18 protein-coding genes and 1 tRNA gene are annotated in these 26,198 nt (G+C 42.8%); 13 read left to right on the forward strand and 6 right to left on the reverse strand.

The window, feature by feature from the left end; genetic code table 11:
* Positions 1 to 63: 63 nt before the first annotated feature.
* Positions 64 to 504 carry a hypothetical protein gene (locus H9Y05_RS06510; RefSeq protein ID WP_163490123.1) on the forward strand — a complete coding sequence of 147 codons (441 nt, stop codon included), beginning with the start codon at positions 64 to 66 and terminating at the stop codon, positions 502 to 504.
* A gap of 323 nt (positions 505 to 827) precedes the next feature.
* The gene (locus tag H9Y05_RS06515; protein ID WP_216713819.1) at positions 828 to 1,298 is read left to right on the forward strand and encodes a hypothetical protein; all 471 of its coding nucleotides are present in this window, start codon (positions 828 to 830) and stop codon (positions 1,296 to 1,298) included.
* A 17-nt stretch (positions 1,299 to 1,315) separates the two neighbouring features.
* Here the strand turns inward: H9Y05_RS06515 and H9Y05_RS06520 are convergent, their stop codons facing one another.
* Both H9Y05_RS06520 and H9Y05_RS06525 read right to left on the reverse strand, forming a co-directional pair.
* The gene (locus H9Y05_RS06520; protein WP_216713820.1) at positions 1,316 to 1,780 is read right to left on the reverse strand and encodes a hypothetical protein; all 465 of its coding nucleotides are present in this window, start codon (positions 1,778 to 1,780) and stop codon (positions 1,316 to 1,318) included.
* Between the two features lie 280 nt (positions 1,781 to 2,060).
* Positions 2,061 to 2,963, reverse strand: coding sequence for an EamA family transporter (locus H9Y05_RS06525; RefSeq protein ID WP_216713821.1), 903 nt, complete (start codon positions 2,961 to 2,963; stop codon positions 2,061 to 2,063).
* A 98-nt stretch (positions 2,964 to 3,061) separates the two neighbouring features.
* Between H9Y05_RS06525 and H9Y05_RS06530 the strand changes: the two genes are divergently transcribed.
* Positions 3,062 to 4,468 carry an aminotransferase-like domain-containing protein gene (locus H9Y05_RS06530; RefSeq protein ID WP_216713822.1) on the forward strand — a complete coding sequence of 469 codons (1,407 nt, stop codon included), beginning with the start codon at positions 3,062 to 3,064 and terminating at the stop codon, positions 4,466 to 4,468.
* 134 nt (positions 4,469 to 4,602) lie between these two features.
* Positions 4,603 to 4,692: transfer RNA gene (locus tag H9Y05_RS06535), tRNA-Ser, on the forward strand.
* Between the two features lie 425 nt (positions 4,693 to 5,117).
* Here the strand turns inward: H9Y05_RS06535 and H9Y05_RS06540 are convergent.
* Positions 5,118 to 7,025, reverse strand: coding sequence for a tetratricopeptide repeat protein (locus H9Y05_RS06540; protein ID WP_216713823.1), 1,908 nt, complete (start codon positions 7,023 to 7,025; stop codon positions 5,118 to 5,120).
* Positions 7,026 to 7,222: 197 nt separating this feature from the next.
* On the opposite strand from H9Y05_RS06540, the gene H9Y05_RS06545 reads away from it, so the two are divergent.
* The 8 genes from H9Y05_RS06545 to H9Y05_RS06580 all read left to right on the forward strand — a co-directional run bounded on the left by H9Y05_RS06545 (position 7,223) and on the right by H9Y05_RS06580 (position 19,926).
* The gene (locus tag H9Y05_RS06545) at positions 7,223 to 8,455 is read left to right on the forward strand and encodes a hypothetical protein (RefSeq protein ID WP_216713824.1); all 1,233 of its coding nucleotides are present in this window, start codon (positions 7,223 to 7,225) and stop codon (positions 8,453 to 8,455) included.
* Between the two features lie 40 nt (positions 8,456 to 8,495).
* Positions 8,496 to 12,674: a T9SS type A sorting domain-containing protein gene (locus H9Y05_RS06550; RefSeq protein ID WP_216713825.1), complete on the forward strand. Its 4,179-nt coding sequence runs from the start codon at positions 8,496 to 8,498 to the stop codon at positions 12,672 to 12,674.
* A gap of 254 nt (positions 12,675 to 12,928) precedes the next feature.
* Positions 12,929 to 13,996: a VOC family protein gene (locus H9Y05_RS06555; protein WP_163490111.1), complete on the forward strand. Its 1,068-nt coding sequence runs from the start codon at positions 12,929 to 12,931 to the stop codon at positions 13,994 to 13,996.
* Positions 13,997 to 14,101: 105 nt separating this feature from the next.
* Complete coding sequence (locus tag H9Y05_RS06560; RefSeq protein ID WP_216713826.1) at positions 14,102 to 15,937, forward strand: tetratricopeptide repeat-containing sensor histidine kinase; 1,836 nt, start codon at positions 14,102 to 14,104, stop codon at positions 15,935 to 15,937.
* Positions 15,934 to 16,545 (forward strand): response regulator, encoded by a 612-nt coding sequence (locus H9Y05_RS06565; protein WP_216713827.1) that lies wholly within the window; start codon positions 15,934 to 15,936, stop codon positions 16,543 to 16,545. The genes H9Y05_RS06560 and H9Y05_RS06565 overlap by 4 nt, the downstream gene beginning before the upstream one ends.
* Before the next feature lie 72 nt (positions 16,546 to 16,617).
* Complete coding sequence (locus tag H9Y05_RS06570; RefSeq protein WP_216713828.1) at positions 16,618 to 18,279, forward strand: T9SS type A sorting domain-containing protein; 1,662 nt, start codon at positions 16,618 to 16,620, stop codon at positions 18,277 to 18,279.
* A gap of 35 nt (positions 18,280 to 18,314) precedes the next feature.
* Positions 18,315 to 18,527 carry a hypothetical protein gene (locus H9Y05_RS06575; protein WP_163490107.1) on the forward strand — a complete coding sequence of 71 codons (213 nt, stop codon included), beginning with the start codon at positions 18,315 to 18,317 and terminating at the stop codon, positions 18,525 to 18,527.
* Positions 18,528 to 18,633: 106 nt separating this feature from the next.
* Positions 18,634 to 19,926 (forward strand): OmpA family protein, encoded by a 1,293-nt coding sequence (locus H9Y05_RS06580; RefSeq protein WP_216713829.1) that lies wholly within the window; start codon positions 18,634 to 18,636, stop codon positions 19,924 to 19,926.
* Between the two features lie 94 nt (positions 19,927 to 20,020).
* On the opposite strand, the gene H9Y05_RS06585 is transcribed toward H9Y05_RS06580, so the two are convergent.
* The 3 genes from H9Y05_RS06585 to H9Y05_RS06595 are packed head-to-tail and all read right to left on the reverse strand — an operon-like array spanning position 20,021 to position 22,882.
* Entirely contained in the window at positions 20,021 to 21,043 is a 1,023-nt protein-coding gene (locus H9Y05_RS06585) for a helix-turn-helix transcriptional regulator (protein WP_216713830.1), read from the reverse strand.
* A 5-nt stretch (positions 21,044 to 21,048) separates the two neighbouring features.
* Positions 21,049 to 22,122, reverse strand: a complete 1,074-nt coding sequence (locus tag H9Y05_RS06590; RefSeq protein WP_216713831.1) for a cytochrome-c peroxidase — start codon at positions 22,120 to 22,122, stop codon at positions 21,049 to 21,051.
* A gap of 1 nt (position 22,123) precedes the next feature.
* Positions 22,124 to 22,882 carry an MbnP family protein gene (locus H9Y05_RS06595; protein ID WP_163490103.1) on the reverse strand — a complete coding sequence of 253 codons (759 nt, stop codon included), beginning with the start codon at positions 22,880 to 22,882 and terminating at the stop codon, positions 22,124 to 22,126.
* Between the two features lie 159 nt (positions 22,883 to 23,041).
* On the opposite strand from H9Y05_RS06595, the gene H9Y05_RS06600 reads away from it, so the two are divergent.
* Positions 23,042 to 26,173, forward strand: a complete 3,132-nt coding sequence (locus tag H9Y05_RS06600; protein WP_216713832.1) for a UvrD-helicase domain-containing protein — start codon at positions 23,042 to 23,044, stop codon at positions 26,171 to 26,173.
* Positions 26,174 to 26,198 lie beyond the last annotated feature (25 nt).

The raw sequence follows: 26,198 nt of genomic DNA on the forward strand, positions 1-26,198 counted from the left end.
TGTGTGGAGAAGTGCAGATACGTGAATTTGATTAGTTTTGCCACCAAAATAAATTGTTTTAACATGTTGAATAAAAATATTGATTTTGTTATCTGTGAAAATGCAAGTTTCATGAATGCAAAAGCGCCTACGAGCATTACTAAAGGAATTTGTGTGGGCACAAAGAATTACCTTTTTTACATCCCAACCCAGACTGTCGGGTTTTTTCCATTGCTTCAGACGTTTAAGAACCACCGTTTCTTTGAAGGTGTTTCGATATTGGAAGGAACAATGAAATTGATCAACAGCGCGGAATCTGTTCAGCAATTGGAAGAATCACTCACCGATTTGCTGGAAAACAACGAAAAATATGTGCACGAAATAGCATCGTTCAATACGTTTGTGATTTCAGGTCTTTTCGTTAAAAACAATGTGCGCCTTATCCGCAGCCGATTCGATTTTTATGCTTGCGTGGTGAATCCAAAGGCCGTGGCAAAAGAATTCAGGGATTTTTACGGGAAGTAAGATGTGGTCGGTCAGATACAAGACTGTAAACCGCAGACAAGGCGATAAAGCGTCCCGATGCCGTGTTTGCAAGCAGGAAACTACCAAAATGCATGTAACGGAAAAAAAGATCGTGTCCGTTTTGTGGCTGATCCCAATCCCTTTAAACAACGAATATTTTGAAATCTGCTCCGGTTGTAAAGCCCGCATTCGCGTAATTGCCGATCCGGAATTGATTGATGCTTAATTTAAAGAAACGCCCGCGATACCGTGGGCGTTTATCTTTTGTTAATTTTGAATTACTAACATCTCAAATCACAATGATGCCCCGAATTGTAGTACTAATGAGTCTTCTGTTATTTCTGACAGCCTGTGACCCGTCGGAACGATCCTTTTCTGAACAAATAAAAGTTATTCATGACCAGTCTGAACAACCGATAGAAGGCAATGTTGAACCGGACACAAAGGAGAAGGTAACACATCCGATTGCAGAAAAATACATCGGAACATTTTCCGTAGGAGTTGAAACGGAAGCGACCACTACGGGAATGGCAAGCATTGAATACACATTTACCATTACCAATGAATATGTTCAATTGGAAACAAACACATACCATGAACCGATTCGATGCAACGGGAAATACACGGCAGTAGAAAAAGAGAACATCCTGGAGCTGTATTATACCGGCGACGAAGAATTTTGCGAGACGGAGAGTCCGATGTTCTTTCTCAAAGAGAAAAGAGGAAAACTATATGCTCAAGGACTTGGTGGTGAAGGAACGTATCATGATTGGATTAAGCTTGAACGGAAGTAATTGATTGAGAGGGAGTGTTATCTGGTAATACCATGTTTTCTATTCCCCACCACCACCGTCACCCACACAATCAACAGTCCCCAGAAAATATAAATCACGTGCAATAACCCAATCCCATTGATCAGGTACATCTGAATCGTGATCCAGCCGATGAGCAGAAAACCGATGTACAGCGAGAAACTATACGACCAGTGTTGATTCGGAAATACATTCAATGTTTCTGTGAGCTTCCACGGTCGTTTGGTAATCAGTCCGAAAGCGGTAATCAGCGGAAGGATACCAAGGAGAACAAATAAGATGATTCCCGGGATCAGGAACGAGGTAAACGGCGTTTCGTTCAGAAGCGAAAAGGGAAGTTGAATGAGTGCTCCCGTGGGGTCGATAATCATCCCGCCACCACCGAACAGGGCGCCGATACCAAGTAATACATGAAGCGAGATAAGTAGAATAGAAGCAATGGATGTTTTGTTGGATGCATGCATGTTGAAAAGTGTTCGTTTGTACGGTTATCCGTATCGAATGTAGCAGTTTTTGATCTGATTCAAAAGAAAGAATCGGATTATTATTGGTTAAAAAATCCTGAATGTATCGATTCACCATCTAAACAATTGCAGCGTTCAATCATCCTGATACTTCTATCAAATCCGTGCATCCGTGGTCAGAAAACAGCACTCGATGTTAGAATTCCCTGTAAGCAAATAATTGTAGAAATGGAATGAATAACAGTCCTTCTTCTGAAAATGCCACAGGAATTTAGTTAAATTACACTTTTTGCAATTGATACCCCCGGTTGATGTAATAGACACCTCCCAGCGTTACGATGAGTGCCAGTCCTGTAATCCAGGTAATCGATTCCCCGAGGAACAAATAACCGAGAATCAATGCGATAAACGGATTGACGTAAGCGTATAACGATGCGATGCCGAGAGGCAACTTGTCAAGCGCGTATACAAAACACGTATAAGTAAGAATCGAGCCAAACACCGTGAGGTAGACCAGCGCCCAGATGCTTTCCGTTGTAACAGATTGCAGTTCCGAATAGTCGTCCATGAACAAGCTCAGAACGAACAAGCCGACTCCTCCGCTGAACATCTGGATGGCTGCGTTTGTTAGCACGTTGGCAGAAGAAGGTCTGGATTTTGCATAAATACTTCCGAATGCCCACGCCAGGCATGCTGTAAAAGCCACCAGCATCCCGATCAGGTACTGCGGATTGATGAGGTCCTTCAGATTGTCTCGGAACATCAGGAAAATACCGGTACAGCCCAGGAATAATCCGAATAGAATAAACTGATTGGGTCTGCGTTTATCTGCACCAATCAAAAAATTGATTCCCACGATGTAGACCGGAAGAATGGAAACGATCAAAGCGGCTAACCCGCTCGGGATGTAGCGTTCTGCCCAACCGATCACCCCGTTTCCAAGTGTAATCATCAGGATTCCGGGAATGGACTGGTGAATGAAATCAGATGCGGTAAACTTTAATTTTCCGAATAACTTCAATGCGATCAGCAAAACGAGGCCGGCGGTTAACTGTCGGATTGCGGAAAATAGGAACGGCGGAAAGGTCTCCACCCCGATCAATAACGCATAATACGTTGTTCCCCAAACCACACATACAATTCCTAATGCAATATAAGCACCCCATAATGAACGATCAGACATAGTTTCTACTGAATTTAGAATACTACAAAAGAAGTATAAAAAAACACATGGTTACAGATACAATTTTATTAATTTTGTTGAGTACAGTTTGCGTAGCTATGAAAGAAATTCTATACCAGAAAATTGCCATGACAATGGGCAGTCAGATTCGACAGGGGACATTGAAAACAGGGGACAAACTACCATCGCTCCGTACGGTTTGCCGGGAATATGGAATCAGCATGAACACAGCGACACAAGCTTACATTGAACTGGAGGCAAAGGGATTGATTGTTTCCCGCCCGCAATCGGGATTTTATGTCAACTACAAGCCGGTACATTTGTCGGTACCTGCAACCAGTCAGCCGGTTGCAAAAGCGGATGAAAAATGCGTGGAAAACCTGATCGCGAATGTATTTCACTCCCTGAACGATAAAAGTGTTACACGTCTTTCGCTGGGTGTACCGGAAAATGAATTGCTTCCCATTGCCCGCCTGAACAAAGAACTCGTCTCTGCAATGCGCGGATTGAAAGGAAGCGGAACGGAATACGAAGAAATTCAGGGAAACCTGAAACTGAGAAGAGACATTGCCCGTTTGACCTATACCTGGAACGGAAATCTCAACGAAGAAGACATTGTAACGACTGCCGGTGCAATGAATGCCTTATCCATTGGATTGATGGCGTTAACCCAGCGGGGTGATACGATTGCGGTGGAAAGTCCGGTGTATTTTGGAATCCTGCAATTGGCAAAAAGCCTGGGATTAAATGTCATTGAATTGCCAACCCACCCGGTGACCGGAATAGAAATCGATGCGTTAAAGAAAGCACTTCCAAAAATAAAACTGTGTTTGTTGGTGAGTAATTTCAACAATCCGTTGGGAAGTTGTATGCCGGAAACCCACAAAAAAGAAGTCGTGAAACTCCTGGCAACCCACAATATCCCATTAATTGAAGATGATTTGTACGGCGATGTGTATTTTGGTAAAAGTCGGCCTAAACCCTGCAAAGCCTTTGATGAAGAAGGATTGGTGTTGTGGTGTGGTTCCGTTTCCAAAACCCTGGCACCGGGATACCGCGTCGGATGGGTTGCGCCGGGACGATTTAAAGAAAAGATCATTCATCAAAAACTCATTCATACGGTTTCCTCCACCACAATTACACAGGAAACGGTGGCCAACTTCCTGGAAAACGGCCGGTACGAACACCATTTGCGCAACCTCCGACGTGAATTGCATGCCAACAGTTTACATTATATCCGCGCGATTGCCGAATATTTCCCCGAAGGGACAAAAGTCAGTCGTCCGCAGGGAGGGTTTATGTTGTGGGTGGAACTGGATGAACGCATTGATACAGCAGAGCTTTACGAACGGGCAATTCGTCAGAAAATCAGCATTGCACCCGGAAGAATGTTCTCACTGCAGGATCAGTTCAACAACTGTATGCGCCTGACCTACGGACAACGGTGGACAGAACAGTTAGAAAGTAAACTGAAGTTGCTCGGAAGCATTGTAAAAGGAATGTAGAGAAAACCAAATGCATGTGTGAATCAAAAAATTAAACAGTGATAATCAAATACACTGCACGAAAAATTTGATACTAACAAAAATTGTTTACCTTTGCCACCCACTAACCAAAATAATAGACTGAAAAAGTTCACGGAGAGGTGTCCGAGTGGTTGAAGGAGCTACCCTGGAAAGGTAGTATACGGGCAACTGTATCGAGGGTTCGAATCCCTCTCTCTCCGCCACAGAAACGAAAGCCTGGCTGCAAAGCCGGGCTTTGTTGTTTTTTGGGACTTTTATAAACAAGTTGTTGAATAAAATCCTAAAACCAATAAAGAGCATGAACGAAGTGAATCGCTTTCGTTTCTGTGAAACCTCCCCCATTTGGGATCATGTAATAATCCTTCTCTCCGCAAAGGATTTGCATCACAGCAAGTCCTTTTTTTATACCCTGAAACTTTCAATACTGTTTTACCAGAGGGATGAGAACCATCGGGTTCGTGCCGTAGCGTAAGCGAAGACCAGCGCAGCTAATCCCTCTCTCCGCCACAGAAATAAAAGCCTGACTGCAAAGTCGGGCTTTGTTGTTTCTACTTCCTCCCTTGGGGGAGGAATGAGGAGGGAGATGTGTTCTACAAAGTCAATGAATTATTTTCCATAAATAATGGAATCACAACTGTCCCAAATACGAATCGAGCTTGTCATTGGTATCTAACCCTAATTTTTGCTTCAGGCGGTTTTTTGCTTTCTTAACACTGGAAACTTCAATAATAAGTAACTCCGAAATTTCTTTATCGGAAAGATTCAAACGAACCAGTGCTGAAAGACGGAATTCATTGTTCGAAAGATTGGGATGTTTCCGTTTCAGATTATCTGCAAAATCAGGGTAAAGCAATTGTAACTTTGCAAGAAACTGAATCCAGTCGGTATCTGTAGACACCAAACTACCAAACTGTTCTTTTGAAATCAGGTTTTGTTCGTTTTCCCGCAACAAATTATTTAATTCCCCGATCATGGCATTTTTGTTAATCAACTGATCTTTTACAATATTCAGCTCTTTGATGGTGCGGTTTTTTTCCCGTTCCAACTCCTTCACTTCAGATTGAGCCAGTTTTAGTTCGATTTCTTTCAAACGTGCGCGCTGTACAAACAATCTTCTGAGAAACCACCCCGCTATCAAGACCATCAGAAGCAAGACTCCGAATAGCCATTTAACCTCTTGTTCAGCCCTGATCTTTTTGTTTTTCAACGTTACTTCTTTTTTCAGTAATTTGTTGGTCATTTTTTCCATGCGAACCTCGTAGGAAAGATTTAGTTGTTCAATATTGTTCTGAAGATCCAGTTTGAGAATCTCACGCTGTTTCTGTGCGAAAAGTTGATGATAATGATAGGCATTCCGGTAATCACCCATCCGTTCGTATGTACTGTATAAGTATTCATAGCAATATTCCTGGCTGATGATATCTTCGTTGCTTTTCGCCATATCCAAAGCTTCTTCCAGGTAGCTCAGAGCTTCTTTGTAGTTTCCTGTTTCATAATCTTGACGCCCCAGATTCAACAACACATTGATAACCCCGTGTTCTATTCCTGCGTTTCGCAAAATTTTCAGGGCCTCACGATTGTATTTGTCGGCACGCGAATACTCTTTTTTGGTCAGGTAAATATCACCCAGTTCCTGTGAGGCGTAACCGATAATCTGTTCATAATTGGCGTCACGTGCCGTTTTCAGTGCTCTTTCAAAAAAGGGAATGGCCTTATTAATATCCATCGCTTTAGTGGCGGTTCCCAGGTTGTACAATGCATGTGACAACACGGCAGGTGAATGTAATTTTTCAAGAATCGCAATACTTTTTTGATGGTACATGATCGCTTTGTCATATTTTCCCACAGTGGTGTAGATAATGCCAACCCGGTCATAAAATCCACCTTTCAGAACGGTACCGTCTTCTAAGTATGGTTCTTGTTTATAGAGGTAATAAAGAGCAGAATCATATTGGGCCTGGTAATGATAGGCGTTATAAAGTCCGTTGAGTACTTTAACTGTTAGTTTATCGGATAAGGAAGCGGGTCTTTTAAGAAAGATGTTGTATGCGGTCATTGCCTTTTGCTTTGCCTGCGCATAATTTCCTTGTGCAATGTCGTTTGAACTCAGGTTCATATACAGGTTGACCAATAGTTGATCTGAAAGCCTCGGATGATTATTTAAAAAGTCGTTGATTAACTTATTGGATTCATCAAAGCGATTGGTCTTGTAATAAATCAGTGAACGGATCCGTACAAGTTCACCTTTCAGTTCGACATCCTTTTTTTGCTGCAACTTTTGTTCCGCCTTTGCAAGAACTATTTCAGAAAGCTTAAATTGATTGTGATAACTGTAATAAATGGCCTGATTGAGATCATACCGAATTTTTTCCTTGTGAGAACGGGAATGCGTTCGCTGGTATTCCAGTTGTGCCTTTGCTTTTGTACTGTCTGTTGTCAGATAGTTGTTGAACAGCTCTTCGGATTCATCAAAAGATGTTTGGCAGAAACACGTAAATGTGAGTAGAGCAGCAATGACAAGTATGGGATATTTCATGCCAGCAAAATTAAATAAATTGCCGAGACGCCTTTATCGCTTTGATAAATTACTGGGGTGCATTACATAAAATGGTTTGATTTTCAAATGAATGAAAAAATGCCATCCTTTTGTCCATATTATTTGTAGCAGGAGTATAATCAATCATTTTTAGTTTTGTCGCCTAAATTAAGATGTATCAACTAAAATTACTAAACATGAGAACAACTCGTTTACTCTCTCTGATTTGCCTGATCCTTTCAAGCGCCAACCTGTTTGCTGCTGACCGTATCGTACAGCACAATGGTCCGGCAGGTACTTATGGTTCCATTTCTGCTGCAATTACTGCTGCTGCGGATGGTGACAATATTGTGATTAACAACCGTACGGATGCGCTTCCATGGACAGAGAATCTGACCATTAATAAAACCCTGACATTTGTTTCTGCAGTCGACAACGTTCAATGGTTGCTGGATGGTACGATCAGTATTGTTACAGCAGAAGGACGTGTTATCACAATTGTAGGAATGAAAAATATGGCACCGCTGGGTCATATTACAAAAACCGGTGCTGTACCTGTTAACCGAACCAAACTGAATATTACGTATTCTGAAATAGTAGGGAATATCACAATGGTTTCCGGGGTAGATCTTTTTTTAGGGTCTTCGAAAGCAGGTATTGTAACGTTTTCATACGGAAAGATCATTGGTAATGAACTTAATTCTGCAGTGTGTAATACCGATGCAAATGCTTCTGAGGATGTAACCCTTATCATAGGGAACCGGGTAGGTACGGTTGGATATGTTCCAACCAATGGCTTTGAAATAAACACAACATCACACTATCTGAATTTCAGTAACAACCTGGTGCACGGAAGTTACTACGGTGTTTTAATAACAGCATTGAAATCCGGTGCGTCTACAAGCGCAATTACAAATTGTGTATTGACAACCAGTGCCACTTCTGGTGGTTGTGCGCTCTATATCGGGCAATCTTCAGGAAACCTGAACGTTGACAATTCAATGCTGTGTGGAAATTTCGTACAAAGTAATCCGGGTGCTTGCGGAGTCAGACAAGCAAATAACGGTGGAACACTGACGAACTTCACGTACAATTTGTATTACAGTGCGGGAACAGGTTGTTTTTCTTTGAATTCCGTGCAAGGTAATATTTTCACAGGTGATGTTGAAAGGGACAATATTAACACTTTAACAGGTCTTCCGATTAACAGCTGGACAGGTTATGTAAATGCCGGCAGTCCGATGAATACATTCCTCGATCTGGACCTGACACGTAATGATATTGGCGTGTATGGAGGATCCTATTCGTTCAACAACTTCATGCCGTTTATGAATAATACAGAAAGTTCACGCGTGATCTACGTGAATACACCGCGTATTGTAAACCAGGGAACGACCATGAGCGTTCAGGCGATCGGATACGATAAGTAATTTACGTGTTAATATCACAAATATGATGTTACAAAGAATAATGTGTTTGCTTGTATTCTGTGTCGTAACTCTTTTGGGATCTGCGCAGAGTAGAGTAATACAAGGGGAGTACTTTTGGGATGGTGATCCTGGTCAGGGAAACGGAACAGCACTGTTAGCTACCGATGGTAATTTCGATCAAGCGTTGGAGCGGTTGTTTCAAACCGGAATCGATGTTTCCTCTCTTAGCCAGGGAGCACACAGTTTTAGTGTTCGCATCAAAGGTTCAGACGGAAATTGGAGCAATACCTTCCGTCAAACGATTCACATTGATGGTCCGCTGGTTGCCCTCACCCGCCCATTCAGTATCACGCAAGGAGAATATTTCTGGGATGGTGATCCCGGTCAGGGAAACGGAACAGTATTGTTAGCTGCTGATGGTAATTTCAATCAGACGTTGGAGCACCTGTTTCAAACCGGAATCGATGTTTCCTCTCTTAGTCAGGGAGCGCACAGTTTCAGTGTTCGCATCAAAGGTTCAGATGGTACCTGGAGTAATACCTTCCGGCAAACCATTTATATTGACGGTCCGTTGGTCGCAATCACCCGTCCGTTCAATATCACCCAAGGAGAGTACTTCTGGGATGGTGACCCCGGTCAGGGAAACGGAACAGCATTGTTAGCTGCTGACGGTAACTTTAATCAGGTATTGGAACACCTGTTTCAAACGGGTATTGATGTTTCTTCCCTTAGTTTGGGAGCGCATAGTTTCAGTGTCCGCATCAAAGGCTCAGATGGTACCTGGAGCAATGATTTCCGACAAACGATTTACATTGACGGTCCGTTGGTTGCAATTACCCGTCCGTTTCGTATCACCCAAGGAGAGTACTTCTGGGATGGTGATCCCGGTCAGGGAAACGGAACAGCATTGTTAGCTACTGATGGTAATTTCAATCAGGTGCTGGAGCAGTTATTTCAAACCGGTATTGATGTTTCTTCTCTCAGTTTGGGAGTGCATAGTTTCAGTGTCCGTGTTAAAGGCTCAGACGGCACCTGGAGCAATGATTTCCGTCAAACAATTTACATTGATGGTCCATTGATTACGATCACCCGCCCGTTTCGTATCACACAAGGTGAATATTTCTGGGACAGTGATCCCGGTCAGGGAAATGCGACTCCATTACTGGCAACAGATGGAAATTTCGACTCCGTACTGGAAAACCTGATGAAAAATAACATCGATCTTTCTGCACTAAGTTTAGGACCGCATTCGTTCGCAGTACGTGTCCGGGGAGTAGATGGCAGCTGGAGTCCGTTGTTTAAACAAACAGTTTTTGTAGAATGTTCTTCACCTACTGTTCCTACAGTAACAATTGCACCAGGCGGAACGAATAGCTGTTCCGGAACACCGGTTCAGTATACAGCTACGGTAGTCAACGGAGGAACGGCACCGACATATACGTGGAAGGTAAATGGAACGGCTACCGGACCGAATTCCCCGGTTTTCACTTCTTCAACACTGGTAAACGGGGATATTTTAACCTGCGATCTTGTCAGTAATTCAACGTGTGCAGGAACGACCAGTGTTACCAGCAATAGCCTTACCGTTTCATTGACACCTTCAGTTGTTCCGACAGTAAGTATTACAGCTTCTCCTTCAGGACCGATTTGCTTAGGAACACCTGTGACCTTCAACGCAGGTATTACAAATGGTGGCAGCTCGCCTGTATATGTGTGGAAAGTAAACGGCAGTGTGGTTGGATCAAACAACCCTGCTTATGCGTCATCTGCTTTACAAAACGGAGATGTTGTTCTGTGCGAACTAACCAGTAATGAAACGTGTGCCGTTCCTGCTGTTGTAGCAAGCACGGGAATTACCATGAATGTTTCAACCATTATAACACCGACGATTTCTATAGCAACTTCTTCAACAGCAGTTTGTGCTGGCTCAACCATCACATTTACGGCCAATTCCAATGGTGGTGGTAACGCACCTGTCTATCAGTGGAAAATAAACGGAAACAATGTTGGAACCAATGCGAATGTCTTTAGTTCCGCAACGTTGAACGATGGAGATGTGGTAACCTGTGAACTTACTTCGTCACTCAACTGTGTCACTGCTATTAATGCTACGAGCAACAGTATCACGATGACAGTAAGTCCAACCGTTTCAACAGCGGTAACCATTACAAGCAGTGCAGGATCAACAATCTGTTCAGGAACAAGTGTTGATTTCACAGCTGTTCCGGTCAATGGTGGTACTCCTGTTTATCAATGGATGCTCAATGGTTCAGCGGTAGGTACAAATAATTCAACGTACAGTACATCAACGCTGAACAATGGAGATATTGTAACGTGCAATATGACGAGTAGTTTGACATGTCCTGTTCCGGCTGTTGCAAATAGTAACAGTATCACAATGACAGTAAACAACGGTGCCGCACCAACGGCTTCTATTGTTGCAGACCAGGGAAGTACTATTTGTGAAGCAACAAGCGTCATTTTCACTGCTTCGGTAACCAATGGAGGATCAACTCCGGTCTATCAGTGGATGCTCAATGGTTCTCCGGTAGGAACAAACAGCCCGACGTATAGTAATGCAAGTTTGACCAATGGCAATATGATAAGTTGTTTAATCACCAGCAATTCACCTTGTGTGAATGGGGCTGTGGCTACAAGCAATACGATCACGATGAATGTTTCGAATCATGTAACTCCTGCAGTTTCTGTCATTGCTTCTGCAACAACAATCTGCGCAGGAACAGCAATAACATTCTCAGCAACGGCAACGAATGAAGGTACGACACCAACTTATCAGTGGAGAGTAAATGGAAGCAATGCCGGAACGAACAGCAACACATTCAGTTCAACAACACTCAACAACGGAGATATTGTTTCTTGTACACTCACTTCTTCGCTGAATTGTGTTACCACTTCTTCGGTTGTCAGTAACAACATTACGATCGAAGTGAATCCGGTTGTTACAACTTCGGTAAATATCAGCAGTGATTCAGGGTCAACGATCTGTGCAGGTACCAGCGTAACGTTCACTGCTGTTCCGACGAATGGTGGAACACCTGTTTACCAATGGAAACGAAACGGTTCTCCGGTGGGAACAAATAGCAGCAATTATACCATTTCTTCACTGAACAATGGTGATGTGGTAACCTGTGAAATGATCAGCAGTCTTACTTGTCCAAGTCCGGCAGTGGCAACGAGCAATAGTATTGTGATGACTGTAAACAGCAGTTCTACACCAACGGTATCCATCATTTCCAGTGAAGGCAACAGTATTTGTAATGGAACAAATGTGACATTTACAGCTACATCAACCAACGGGGGTTCTTTGCCGGTTTACCAGTGGATGCTCAACGGTGCGCCGGTGGGAACGAACAGTGCTGTTTATACCAATTCAACATTAACAGATAATGATGTAGTAAGTTGCGTTCTGACCAGCAACGCACTTTGCCCGACGACACTTACGGCAACTAGTAATATCATTACAATGACTGTTACTCCGGGAGTATCTTCAAGCGTTTTCGTCAGTTCGTCTGCTACGAATATCTGTTCAGGAACAGCAGTTGTTTTTACAGCTGTCCCAACAAATGGCGGAACACCGGATTATCAGTGGCAGGTTAACGGTTCGAACGTGGGAACCAATAGTAATACGTTTACAAGTTCCGTACTGACGGATGGAGCAACAGTTACATGCCTGATGACTTCTTCGCTCGGATGCGTTGTGCCGGCGACGGTAGTCAGCAACGGAATTGTGATGGAGGTCATTTCGGTTGATGGTACTGTTACTGTTTCCGGAAATACACTGACAGCTGTTCAAACAGGAGCAACCTATCAATGGATTGATTGCGGGAATGGTAATGCACCAATTTCCGGCGCAACTGCGCAAACCTTCACCCCGGCAGTGAATGGAACATACGCCGTGGTAATCACACGCAATGGTTGTACTGAAACATCAGACTGTATCCTTGTAACTACCGTCGGCATTGAGAAGCTGGATCAGAATAACTGGAACGTATATCCGAATCCGGTAAGTGAGCAACTCAATGTGACGACTGAACGGGCAGAAATGATACAGATAACGGATGTATCAGGTAAAGTTGTGACAGTAGAACAACTGAAAACAGGTCACAATATCATCGATGTAAACAACTTTGCTCCCGGAGTATATTTTATTCAGTCCAAAACAGGAAGAGAACATGTGAAATTTGTGAAGCATCAGTAATAATTGGTTGAAAGATTTTCAATTCATTGCGTAAACTACGCAACTAACTGCTACTACTGAAACAAGCCCGATATTAACGTCGGGCTTTGTTATTTTCACCTCCTCTTCCGGGGAAGGAGTGAGGTGTATCAATAACTTCAGTTTTCCAATTCTTTGAACAAACAAACAGAAATGACCTTCTGTTCCCCACACCTGCCAATTCAATTAATAAATCTTTATATTTGCTCCCAATCGTTTTATTCAAACTAAACAATATGGCAAAAATCATCAGTGGAATTCAGCAAATGGGAATCGGAGTTCCGAATGTTCCCGAAATCTGGAAATGGTACCGTACATTCTTTGGTGTGAACGTTAAAATTTTTGAGGATGCAGCCGAAGCTCCTTTGATGACAAGATATACAGGAGGAAAAGTCCAAAACCGTACCGCCACACTCGCCTTGAGTATGGACGGAGGAGGTGGATTTGAAATCTGGCAGTACAAATCCCGCAATACCGAAAAAGCAACATTTGATATCCAATTGGGTGACTATGGATTGTATTCCTGCTTTATCAAATCAAGAGATGTTGAAGCAACGTACAATTACCAGAAAAGCAAAGGAGCAACCGTTTTAGGACCCGTTACGACACGTCCGAATGGAAAGAAATCATTTTTTGTTCAGGATCCGAACGGAAACATTTTCACAATTGCAGACGGACGCGGATGGTTTAAGAATACCGGTCACCCGAGCAAATGTGGTGGTGTTGGGGGAACGATCATCGGAGTGAGCGACATGGAGAAGGCATTGCCATTGTACCGGGATGTGCTGGAATATTCGACTGTAGAATACGATGTGACAGGAGAATTTGAAGACTTTGCACAACTTCCGGGAGGAACAGGAAAATTCCGACGGGTATTGCTGACGCATAAAAATGATCGGAAAGGACCGTTTGCGCCGTTGTTGGGACCGACAGAAATTGAGTTGGTACAATCACTGGACAGAACAGATTGCCGCCAGATTTTTGAAAACCGATTCTGGGGAGACTGGGGATTCATTCACTTGTGCTTTGATATCAACAACATGGAGGGATTGAAAAAAGAATGCGAAGCAGCAGGATTCCCGTTCACAGTAGATAGTGGTGAAACCTTTGACATGGGTGAAGCAGGAGGGCGTTTCTCCTACATTGAAGACCCGGACGGAACATGGATTGAATTTGTGGAAACACACAAAGTTCCGGTCATGAAAAAATTAGGCTGGTACATCAACCTGAAAAAACGCAACCCGGAAAAACACCTCCCGAAATGGATGCTCGGAGCAATGGGGTTGAACAAAGTAAAAGATTAGTTGGTACACAGCAGAGCATAAAATAAATGAAAGAGGATCATTACGGATCCTCTTTTTTGTTGATAAAGAACAACTTGTCTCGCACGTTTTTCTATTTTTGCAGGTATGCCAGCCAATCGCTACCATATTCTGCTTCTTTTTCTGTTGTCCGGAACCTGTATGTTCTCGCAATCAGACTCGCTGAAAACAGCTCAATTACTGGATAGTGCTTTGATGTATGCAGACAAGAGCAGTTATTACCTCGACAAAGTTGAACAGATCGAGCAAAAAAATAAACAGAAGCTACCCACGCTTTCTGCTATCTGGGTGTTGCGGGCAAAGTATGAATTGAGAAGAGGAAATCCCGATGAAGCGTCAAAATGGGTCGCCGCAGGGAAAATAAAATTCAAAGAACATCCGCAGCTTCAGAGTTATTTTTACAGTTTGGAAGGAAGTATTTATGCTGTTCGGAAAGAATTTGACCAGGCAATCAACAGCTATCGAACGGCGTTGCGTAAATACGATGCCTATGGTATGAAAAGAGATGCCGCATACGTTAAAAACAATATTGCCAATATCTTTTTTAACCTCAATGACTTTGAATCCGCTTATGGTTATGCAAAAGCGTCATTTGAAGAAGTGTACCGGTTAAACGATACCGTCTATTATCCACAAATAGCTGCGATTCTTGCTATTTCTGAAGCCAAAACCAATCAACTTGATTCAGCGGAGAAACATGCGGAATTAGCCATTTCTGACGGCACTAAATACCGGGTACCACTTGCTGTTATCATTGGAAAATATGCCCTGGGTGATATCCATTCCCAGAAAAAGGAATGGGAAAAAGCCAGGAATTACTATGCGGAAGTCGTAACACGTTCAGAACAATTAAGATTGGTTCAGTACGAGATATACGGAAGGATTGGCTTGCTGTCCTGCAATGTGGCTTTACAATTGTTTGACAGCGCGATTGAGGAGGGAGAACAAGTTCTTGAACTCAACGACCGGTTGAACATGCATTTTGCGGATTATACGGTCTATCAACAGTTGTCGGAAGCTTATAATGCGGTTGGCAAGAATGAAAAGGCGTTTCTGTACCTGCGGAAAGCAAATGTGATGTACCGGGAATACAGCAGTGTGGAAAACAAGAAAATAATCCAGGAACTGCTTGCCAGGTATGAAGCGGAAAAAAGAGAGAAGGATTTATCGCAAAAGGAATTAGAGCTTTCACGTGCCATTATCTGGATTTTGGTATTGGCATTCATTTTAGCGCTGTTGATAGTAGGTATTCTCTGGTTGAGAAAACGTACCAGTAACCGGTTAAAAACCATTCAGCTGGAATCGGAACGCAACCAACTACGTGCATTCGTGGAAGGAGAAGAGCGGGAGCGCGAACGTTTGGCAGCAGATATTCACGATGGTATTGCGGGCACGTTGACGGGTCTGTCTCTGCAGATGCAACAACTGAAATCATTAGAAGAACTGGAAACAGTGATACAAAACCTGCAAGCAGCAAGAAATGAAGTCCGGTTAATTTCTAAAAATATTCTGCCGTTTAATTTGAAAGAAGAAGGCTGGAAAACTTCCTTTCAACGTTTTATTGAAACCGTTCAGTCACCTGTTTTTACAGTGTTTTTCATAGCAGACTTTAATGAGTCACAATTGAATAACCAACGCGGAATCGTTGTTTACCGGATCCTCCAGGAATTGATCCAGAATACCCTTAAGCATGCCAATGCTTCTGAATGTGAATTGATGATGACCGAAGAAGACAACCGGATATATATCCAGTACTCGGATAACGGAAAAGGAACCACACAGGCAGAACTGGAAAAAGGAAACGGTTGGCAATCCATTTGTACCCGATTGGCAGCCATTGAAGGAACAATCGCGTTTCCGGAAAATCCGTTGGGTGGATTTAAGATAGACCTTTCGTTACCAAAATTTAAAATTGTCCTATGAAAATCATCATAGCTGAAGACCATCATTTGATTGTAGACGGATTGAAAACATTACTGGAGTCACAGGGGCACTCCATTCTACACGCACCGGATGCAGAGTCGTTAGGTCAACTGCTGAGAGGCCATTCTGCAGACATCCTCATCCAGGATATTCGGTTTGGTAAAACGGATGCCCGGACACTCATTCCAACAATTCGTGAACACCACCCTGATCTTAAAATTTTAGCCCTCACAAGTCTGGATGATCAGGCAACGATTCAATCGGTACTGGCGATCGATGTCCACGGATATGTGATTAAATCGGAACCGACAAACTCGATTCTGGAAGCCATCGATGCCATTCAGTCCGGGAAAATCTACTTGAGTAAAGAAGTACAAACAATCTTGCTGGGGAGAAATGACTATTTACCGGAAGTACGACTTTCTGAACGCGAAAAAGAAGTGTTAAAGGGAGTTTTAGACGAAAAATCGACCAAAGAAATTGCCGAATCCATCTTTGTGTCTGAAAAAACAGTGGAACATTACAGAGCCAGTCTGTTTGTTAAGTTTGATGTGAAAAATGTTTCCGGACTGGTCAAAAAAGCAATTCTATTAGGATTTTACAGTTAAAGAAGCAGAATTAGGGTTTTCCCCAACAATTGATGTTGAGTACTTGCTGAACTTTGCTCAAAATTAATTGTTATGAAAAAGATTCTTTTACTAAGCCTGCTGACAATCAATCAGTTTTTCAGTGGTTATTCACAAACCTTGTTGTCTGATATTCGTCCGGGCCTGGACGGAAGTGAACCGGGTTTCGATAATGCCGTTCAAAAAGGCGGGGATATCTATTTCGTTGCACAATCGGATGCCACATCTTCCGGCCTGTATAAAACGGATGGTACAACGGGAAACACAATCTTGCTCGAAGGAGGGAGCAATGCGTACATTTCTATGATTCTGGGTGTTTTAGGAGATGAAATTCTATACATCGCCGGAAATGCGTTTAGCGGCGAACAACCGGCTTTGTACAAAACAACCGGAGATCCGGGAGCAGGAGAGTTTGTAATCGATTACAATCAGAATAATGACTTTTTAATTGCCTATCCGATGCACATTGTGATGGATAATGTACTCTACTTTTATGGAGCGGAAGGGAACACGGGGTATGAGTTGTGGCGAACGGACGGAACAGCAGCCGGAACTTACCTGGTAAAAGACATCAACCCGGGAATAGAATCTTCTATTCTTTTTACAGCTGAAAAAAATCAATTTTTTACTGAGTTAAACGGATACATCTATTTCGGAGCAGCCGAACCTGTCAACGGAGCCGAACTTTGGAGAACGGATGGAACAGAGGCCGGGACAACAATGGTTGCCAACATAGATCCGTCAACTCCGCAAATTGCACAAATGGGAAGTAATCCTGCGTATTTCTGTACCTACAACAATGCCGTCTATTTTTCAGCATATCGTCCTGTAGACGGTAGAGAGTTGTGGAAGACAGACGGAACTTCGGCAGGAACAGTGCTCGTAAAAGACCTTGCAGCAGGAGACGGAAGTCCGACAAACCTGATGGAACACAACGGATCTCTTTATTTCTCAGCCTACTACCCGGATCAAAACTATACCCTTTATAAATCCAATGGAACTGCTGCCGGGACGAATGCAATCAGACAACCGGATAACGGAGGTCCGATTACGGCTCCCGGAGATGCTTTTGTTTCGTTTAAAGGAAAATTGTTTTTTAGTGCGGACAATGGTCAGGGAAGCAATATCTGGTATACGGACGGAACGGCAGCCGGAACAAACTTTTTACCCGATACTCCGGATGCTATCTACTCATACCCCATGAATTTATTGGCAACAACCAACTATCTGTATTTTACGGCCGTAGTGTCTGAAACAGACTTTAACGCAGGAGTTTTCAGGACAACAGAAAACCCGAATCAAATGACACTATTGACGGCGCAAACATTCAACGCAAATAATAATCAACCGTTGTGGCTGGTTAATGAATGCCTGCTTGTTCGCGGTGATGACGGAACTGCAGGAGAAGAAATCTATACGGTGTGTAATCAGAATACTCAACCATTGGGACTGGACGAAACAGTACGAACTCAATTATCAGCTTTTCCCAATCCATGCAGCGATAAAGTAACAATTACCTGTGGTTCAGGTGCGGAACAAATAACCGGCGTTTCTCTTTATAGCACATCGGGAAATAGTGTCCGGCTGCCTTTCACACAACTGAATCAACAACAAATTGTTGTGAACGGCTTATCGACGTTCAGCTCGGGAATTTACTTTCTCACCGTTGAAGTCAACAATACTCCCGGATTACCGGTAAAACTGATCGTAGAATAAAACAATAAGTAATAATAGTTAAAAAACAGAGAATTATGAAAAAAGTAATGGTTGCTGCATGTGTAGCGGTATTGTTTGCCTCCTGCAAGAAAGATTGGACCTGTGAATGTGGAGGTTACTCTTCTGATGACTACACCTCTTATACGATTAAGAATCAAACAAAGAGAAGTGCTAAAAAACAATGTGAAGGAAAAGTGTCTGTAGGGTTTGTACAAGTTGGAGGAAACAATTGCGGATTGAAAAAGTAACATTCAATCATGATGTACCACGCCATCACACAACGCTATATACTTAATAATCTATGTGGTTCAAAAACGAAAGTATCGGTTTAAATCATTCATCTCAAACAATACAATGAAATTGAAAATAATTGTTTTCTCCTGCTTATGTACTTCTTTTTCTTTCGGACAAACGTTGCTGGAGCGTCAGGCTGAAAAAACAAGAGAAAAAATTAAGCAGCGTGCCGAAAATCGGGTGGAACAGCAAATTGATAAAGGACTGGATAAAGCAGAAGAAGGAATCGAAAATTCTGTAAAAGGAGAGCAGAAAGGAAAAGAGAAGAAGCAACAAACAGGTTCAGAAACAATCGGAACAGATGAGGGTGTTACTTCTTCTCCAAATGTATCTTCAACACCATTCAAAGCTTACTCAATGTTTGATTTTGTAGCAGGAGAAAAGGTCATTGCTTATGAAGATTTCTCCCGGGATGCTATTGGTGATTTCCCGGCAAAATGGAATACCAATTCCGGGGGAGAAGTTGTTTCATTGGCTCCGGTTGAAGGGCACTGGATGAACATTGCGAATTCAGGAATCTGCTATCCCGAATTTGTCAATGGATTACCTGAAAATTTCACCATGGAAATGGACATGGTCGTTTCGGAGGACTTCAGCGAAATGCAAAGTGGTTTGGTACTGTTCTTCCCGGAACTGAAATCCCGCAATTTGCAGTTTGACTATCATTTTTCAACTTGCCCGCAGGTTGGTATTGATGTTCATCCGCATGGACAAGGAGGAGGAAGCCGTATCTGGGTGTACGATACATCCAATGAAAAAGTCATGTCCAATGAATCATCTCTGAACACGATCTGGAAAACGGGGCAGGTAAACAGAATCTCGGTTTGGCGGCAAAAAACACGATTGCGGGTGTATGTGAACGAACGAAAAGTGTGGGACATTCCACGGGCATTTCAGCCAACGATCGTTTATTCCATGCTCTTCGGAGCCAATATATGGGAAGGAAAAGCATATGTCTCCAATTTGCGTTGGGCGGAAGGAGCACCTGATACCAGAAATAAACTGGTAACAGAAGGGAAAATTGTCATCCGTGGAATCTTGTTTGATGTCAATTCGGATCAGATTAAACCGGAATCGTACGGAGCACTGCAGGATATTGCCAAAACACTGAACGAATTGCCCGATGTGAATGTGAAAATTATTGGTCACACAGATGCGGACGGAGATGATAAGCTAAACCTTGAATTATCCAAGAAGCGTGCATTGGCAGTGAAGCACATACTTACAAAAGAATTCAACATCTCCCCTGACAGAATGGAAACCGATGGAAAAGGGGAATCCGAACCGGTTGATTCCAATGCTTCACCAACCGGAAAAGCAAATAACCGAAGAGTAGAGTTTGTTAAACAGTAAAGGTGTCTGAAAAAGAAAATGAATGAAAACTCATCATTGTTTAGGTGTGATTTTCTCTCATAGCCCGCAAACTGATAGCTGCGGGCTATGAATTTTATTGCTTCATCCTGTAATTCCGCACCATTTCTCCCAAACGCGTCTTGATTTCTTCTGCCAGTGAAGGTGGTTGGTGAACCGTAATCTCCCCTCCGAACGATAAAATCGAACGGATCAATTCTTCTGAAACAAAAACTTCCAGTTGAAATACCGTCCCTTTTTGTGTTGATTTCACTACCTGCTGAGAATGATGCAACGGTTGTGTTTCTAAATACTTTGATGCAATCTCCGATGCAGTAAATTCAACAATCTCCGGAGCAGATTCGCTGGTAGAAATTCCCACGGAATAACGAAAAAAATCAGTGGGATTGAAGGTGTGCGGTTTAACAACTTTTTCCTCCGATAGTTCCAGTTTTCGCATGCGTTCCAATGCATACGTTGTGATTCTGTCTTTTACCAGGTCATAAGAAATGAGGTACCAGCGGTTGCGGTATTCTTTCAACAACAACGGGCATACCTTTCGGGGTTTAACCGTTTTGGAATTGAAGTTCTCATAGTCAAAATATACAGCTACGCTTTTTTGAATGGCACTTAACAGATCGGGAAGGAATTCGCCTCCGCCAATTGAAACAGCTGTTTCAAACTGTACGAACTCATTCAGTTCCGGTTGCTGCTTTGCTTGTGTTGACAAGGCAACCCGGTCAACGATTTTGTCAATGGCATTTCCAAATTCACGGAACAATTCCACATCCTTGAACTGTAAAAGCGTGTTCGCTGCAAAACGCACAGCATCTAAATCCGATTCATTCAACGGAACGTCATTGATCGTAAATTCCGGATCTTCATAGTAATACCCTTTGTTGAGTTTGCTGTATCTGATGGGGGCATCATACTCCTGCCGCATTGCAAACAAGTCTTTCTCAATCGTCGAGTCACAGATATTACTGCCGTCTTCGCTTCCGAACAAACCTTCTTCACATGCAACTCTCAACTCCTGCTTCGAAGGAAATGGTTTGTAGGGATTTCGCAGGCATTTGTCAATAATTCGGTGACGAAATAAAGTGTTTTTGATGTGTGGCATGATGCTTAATTCGGGTCAGAAAATGCCGGATTCGTAAAAAAAGAATGATCCGTCATGGTTAGTAAAAATGCTTTTAATAGTGATTTTTCATTCGCATCCAGTTGTACACCTCCCTGGAACGCAAATTCAATCATCGGGTCAATTGTCGGACTGATTTTTATCTGGTGTGAATAATGATTGATGACTTCATCGAGCGTGCTAAAACGACCATCGTGCATATATGGAGCAGTAAATTCGATATTTCGCAGGGAAGGAATTTTAAACGTTCCGTTGTCGGAAGTATTTCCTGTTACCGCACCGCGCCCCAAATCAGAAAATGTTGCGTCCAGCCCGTTGTTGCTGTAACGTTGAACCTGCATCAATGCTCCGTTGTGACAGTGAAAACAATCTGCTCCGTTCAAACTTTGGAACAAGTCGTAACCAGCCCATTCCTGGATGCTCACGGTTTGATAAATTTGGTATTCTGAAGGAGTCAGTTGCATGTTGTTGGCATACTTGTACATCACATCATACTTGGAATTCGCAGAAATCATGGTGCGCAAAAACTGGGCAATTGCCTTTGCGACGTATGTGGAATCAATGAACTGTGTTCCGAATGCTTTCACAAATAAGCGTTTGTATTCCAGGTCGTTCTCCAGTCTTTTTTGCGCTTCTTTCCATTGCAAATGCATCTCTGTCGGGTCGGGAACAGGCTGTAAAATCTGCTCTTCAAGTGTTTTTGCCCGCCCGTCCCAGAAGAAAAATTGCTGCCATCCCAGGTTGACCAGTGCCATGGATTGTCGCCTGCCCACCGTGCCATTCACACCCACCGAGAATGTTCTGTCATCGGAGAATCCTTTGGAAGGAGCATGACAGCTTGCACATGCAATGGTGTTGTCAAGACTCAACCGTGTTTCATAAAACAGCTTGCGTCCGAGTGCAACGCCTTCTACAGTCATTGGGTTGTCCGCAGGAATCGGCATATCCGGGAAATGAGAAGGAATATCCAACGAATAGGGTGTAGGTTCATAAATCTTCGGCTCTTTCTTGCAGGCGGAGATAAGAACAATCACACCAATAAATCCCGGTAATAGTTTCATTTCAGTAAGAAGTTAAAGCCGCTTTAAAATTCTCTGCCAGTTTAATGCTTAACGGAAGTTGCGCTGGTGCTGAATGTGTCATGAACTCCGTTTTAATATCCACCGTTGAATTGCCGTTTTGCAACAAGCGTTTGAGGTCTACCTTCAGGCGGAGTTGCTCAACGGAATTGCCGGCATTGTTCCAGTTTAACCCTGTGAATTGTGTTGATCGGAACGTTTCGTCCATTCCTACGTGATACGTTACAGGATGATTAAAATTATCAATACCGTCATCCAGTGTATCTGCAATCAGTTCAACCTTAAAGAAAATATATCCCGGGTTCCAGCTCCAGTGCATGTCGCTCGCATTAACAATATTCAGCGCATGATCGTTAGGGAAAGCGGCAGGATCAGAATGATTTAAAACTGAATCTACCCCGATGTTGAAACTCAGACTTCCGAAATCAGAAGAAGTACCGTTTACTTTTAACAGTGTTCGGCCCTTTTTCGAATCATAGATGGCCGCAGGGGAAAGCAGGTGGTTTCCGTTCCGGAGATCGGTGAGAATAACCTTCATTTCCCGCAGTTTCACCCGGTATCCTTCCTCTGTGGTGAAAATGACATTTTCCGAAGAGAGAAACTGTTGATCATACATCGGATCCATGGTGATTTCTACCTGTGGTTTTACTGTTTCCTCTTCGTTTTCTTCGTCTTTATCCCGACAAGCCCCGATGGTGAGTCCCAGCCCGATTATTGCTAAATAATTTACTACACGTTTCATGCGCATGTCCGTTTTGGAAAAAAGATTCAAAAACAAGTACTAAAGTTACGAAAAAAACGAAATACAAGGAAGAAACGTTGGGTTTTATCATGGATTTCGGAAAGGAAACAATTGCCTGCAGCTATGAAGGATAACTTTTTTCAGTTAAATTTACACGCAATGTCCCATTCACAGTCATATCTTCAGATTGTAAACGCTTCTGCGGGAAGTGGTAAAACCTATTCGTTGGTTAAAACGTATATCAAGCTGTTGCTGCAGGACAACGAGGACGGTTCCGACAGCAGGTATGCGGAAATCCTGGCAATGACGTTTACCAACAAAGCAGCCCTGGAGATGAAAACCCGGATCATAAAAGCATTGGATGAACTGGCATATCCTGATCTTCACGGGTACGGTTACCTGGAAATCATTGCTTCAGATACCGGTTTGAAAAAAGAACTGATTCGGGAAAAAGCAGGTCGTTTTTTGAGTGGAATCCTCCATCACTATGAGGATTTTCACGTGATGACGATCGATAAATTTAACCTTCGCTTGATTCGTTCATTCAGCAGAGACCTGGATTTACCTCCTGATTTTGAAGTGGTGTTGAATGAAACACCCGTCATTGAGCAGGTAGTGGACGGCCTGTTGGAGGAAATCGGGAAAGACAAGGAACTCTCTGCGATTTTGTTGCAGTACGCCAATGCGAATATTGAAGACGAAAAATCCTGGAACCTGCGACAGTCATTGATTGATTTTGGAAAAGTACTCTCTTCCGAACAAGATTTGCCGTACGTAGACCGGTTGATGAACATGGATTTTTCATCAGATGATTTCAAGGCACATAAGACGGAATTGAAACAGATGAATGAAGAGTACCGCTTAAAATCAATGGAACTGGTCAGCTTGTTTACCGCATCGGGGTTGACCGAAAAAGATGTTTCACGGGGAAAAGATGTTGTGAATGCCATTGCTAAATTGAACAACGGAGCGCTAAAATTGACAGACAAACTCCCGTTTTCACCAACGAACCTGGCGAACATAGAGAAAGCAGCAGAAACAAACGGACAGGCAGCAGGATTCAATGAAGCAGTTACACGGTTTGTGGCATGGCACACGTCCAATCATGAGTACGCGGGAATTCTGTTGATTTACCTGAAGAATTACTTCAATATGGCACTGTTGAAATACATGAACAAGGCGTTGCTGACTCTTAACAAACAGGAACGGCTGATCCGTATTTCGGAATTCAATACGAAGATTGCTGAATTATTGCAGGAAGATACGCTGTATATCTATGAAAAGCTGGGAACGCGTTTTCGCCATTTTATGTTGGATGAATTCCAGGATACATCCCGGTTACAATGGTTGAACCTGATTCCACTCGTCCGGGAATCACTTGGACATGGACGGCAAAACTTCATAGTAGGTGATCCGAAACAAGCCATCTACCGGTTTAAAAACGGGGTGGCAGAGCAGTTTGTAGAGCTTCCGGGAGTTTATAATCCTGAAAAAGATGCAAAAATTGCAGAAGTTTCTGATTATTTCAGGGAAATGGGACACGTTGAAGTGCTGGAAGACAACTGGCGGTCCGGATCAGGAATCGTTGCATTCAACAATGAGCTGTTCGGAACACTCAGGCATCAATTACCAGATACACAAAAGGATTTCTACGCATCCGTGCAGCAAACACCCCGATCGGATAAAGCAGGATATGTGTACATTGAAAGTAAACCGGCCGGTCGGGAAAATAAGCAGGAGAAACAAGAAGAACAGCTCAATTTTATTCTTCAATCCGTGCAGGATGCGCTCAATGATGGGTTCAGACCAGGTGATATCTGTGTGCTGGGCAGGGGAAATAAATTCTGTAACTTCATTGCGACGTCACTCACACACAAAGGTTATACCGTCGTTTCAGCAGATTCGTTAAACATTGATTCAGAGCTGACCGTTCGCTTTGTAATCAGCTATTTTAAATTGCGGCTGAATCCGGTCAATCAAAATACCATCCGGCAGTTCGCCTACCTGTATTGTGAATTGTTCAGACACCCGTTGGATTATTACAATTCTCTGTTTACAACAATGGAGATAGAAGATCAAAAAACAATTAAAATCGCAACAATCGATTTATTTTTACAGAAAAATCCAAATTATACCAATCATTTTTTTGAGCCGTTTGAAACCTTATATGACCTTATTCAAAAGACATTTCGACTGTTCGGACTGCACGAATTGAAAAATCCGTACCTGCATCACCTGGCTGATTTGGTACACCTGTTTGAAACAAAAAACGGTCCCGATCTGAACCAGTTTTTACAGGATTACGATACCATGCCCAAAGATGCAAAAGCACTCCAGGTTCCGGAAAGCGATGACGCATTGAAAGTAATGACCATTCATAAATCAAAGGGATTGGAGTTTCCCGTTGTGATTGTGATCAATGACATGGATGTGCGGGTAAAAGGAGAGTTTTTTGTCGAAACAGATGCGTATTTATTGCGCAACACACTTGGGAAAGAATCACCTGTACGGGAAATTCGTGAAGCCAATGAGGAAGAGCAGCAAAAATTGTTTCTCGACACATTGAACCTCTATTACGTGGCCTACACACGTCCCGTTGATCGCCTGTATGTTAAGAATGATTATGCAAAAAACGGCTTGAGTGCAGATATTCATCAGGTATTACAACAGCTTCCGGACGCAATCGGAGAAGGAGAGTCACTTTCCTTTGTTCGCGGAAAAAAAGAAGTACGATATGAAACTACCGATAAGGTAACACAAGGATTTTTTCTGCCTGAATCCAGTACAGACAACTTATGGTTTCCCGATATTGCATTGCAGGATTCGGAAGAGCTGACATCAGAAGCATTCCTTTCGGAAGAACAACGCTACGGAAACCAGTTTCACCTGGCCATTTCGTCGATTCACAGTAAGAACGAAATCGAAAAAACCATTCATCAGTTAGTCCAGACGGGGGTGGTGGAACAGGCATTCGAAGAACAACTTAAAACGGACCTCATTCAATTGTTTGAAACGTCTGCGTACAACCGTTTATTTGAGAATGCAATTGAAATTTTGAGTGAACAGCGTTACATCATTTCCCGGAACGAACAAATCCGACCGGATAAGATCATCCTAAAATCTGATAGCACCATCATTTTAGATTATAAAACAGGGCAACCGCTGAAAAAGCATCGAAAGCAGGTAGAACAATATTGTTCTGTTTTACAGGAAATGAATTATCCCCGGGTAGAAGCTTATCTGTTTTACGTCAAGAACTTTGAACTGGTCCATGTAGACGTCAACAGTTAAAGTTGAATACAAAAGAAGCCATATT

This window comes from Taishania pollutisoli, from assembly GCF_014518315.1.
GTDB lineage: Bacteria > Bacteroidota > Bacteroidia > Flavobacteriales_D > Crocinitomicaceae > Taishania > Taishania pollutisoli.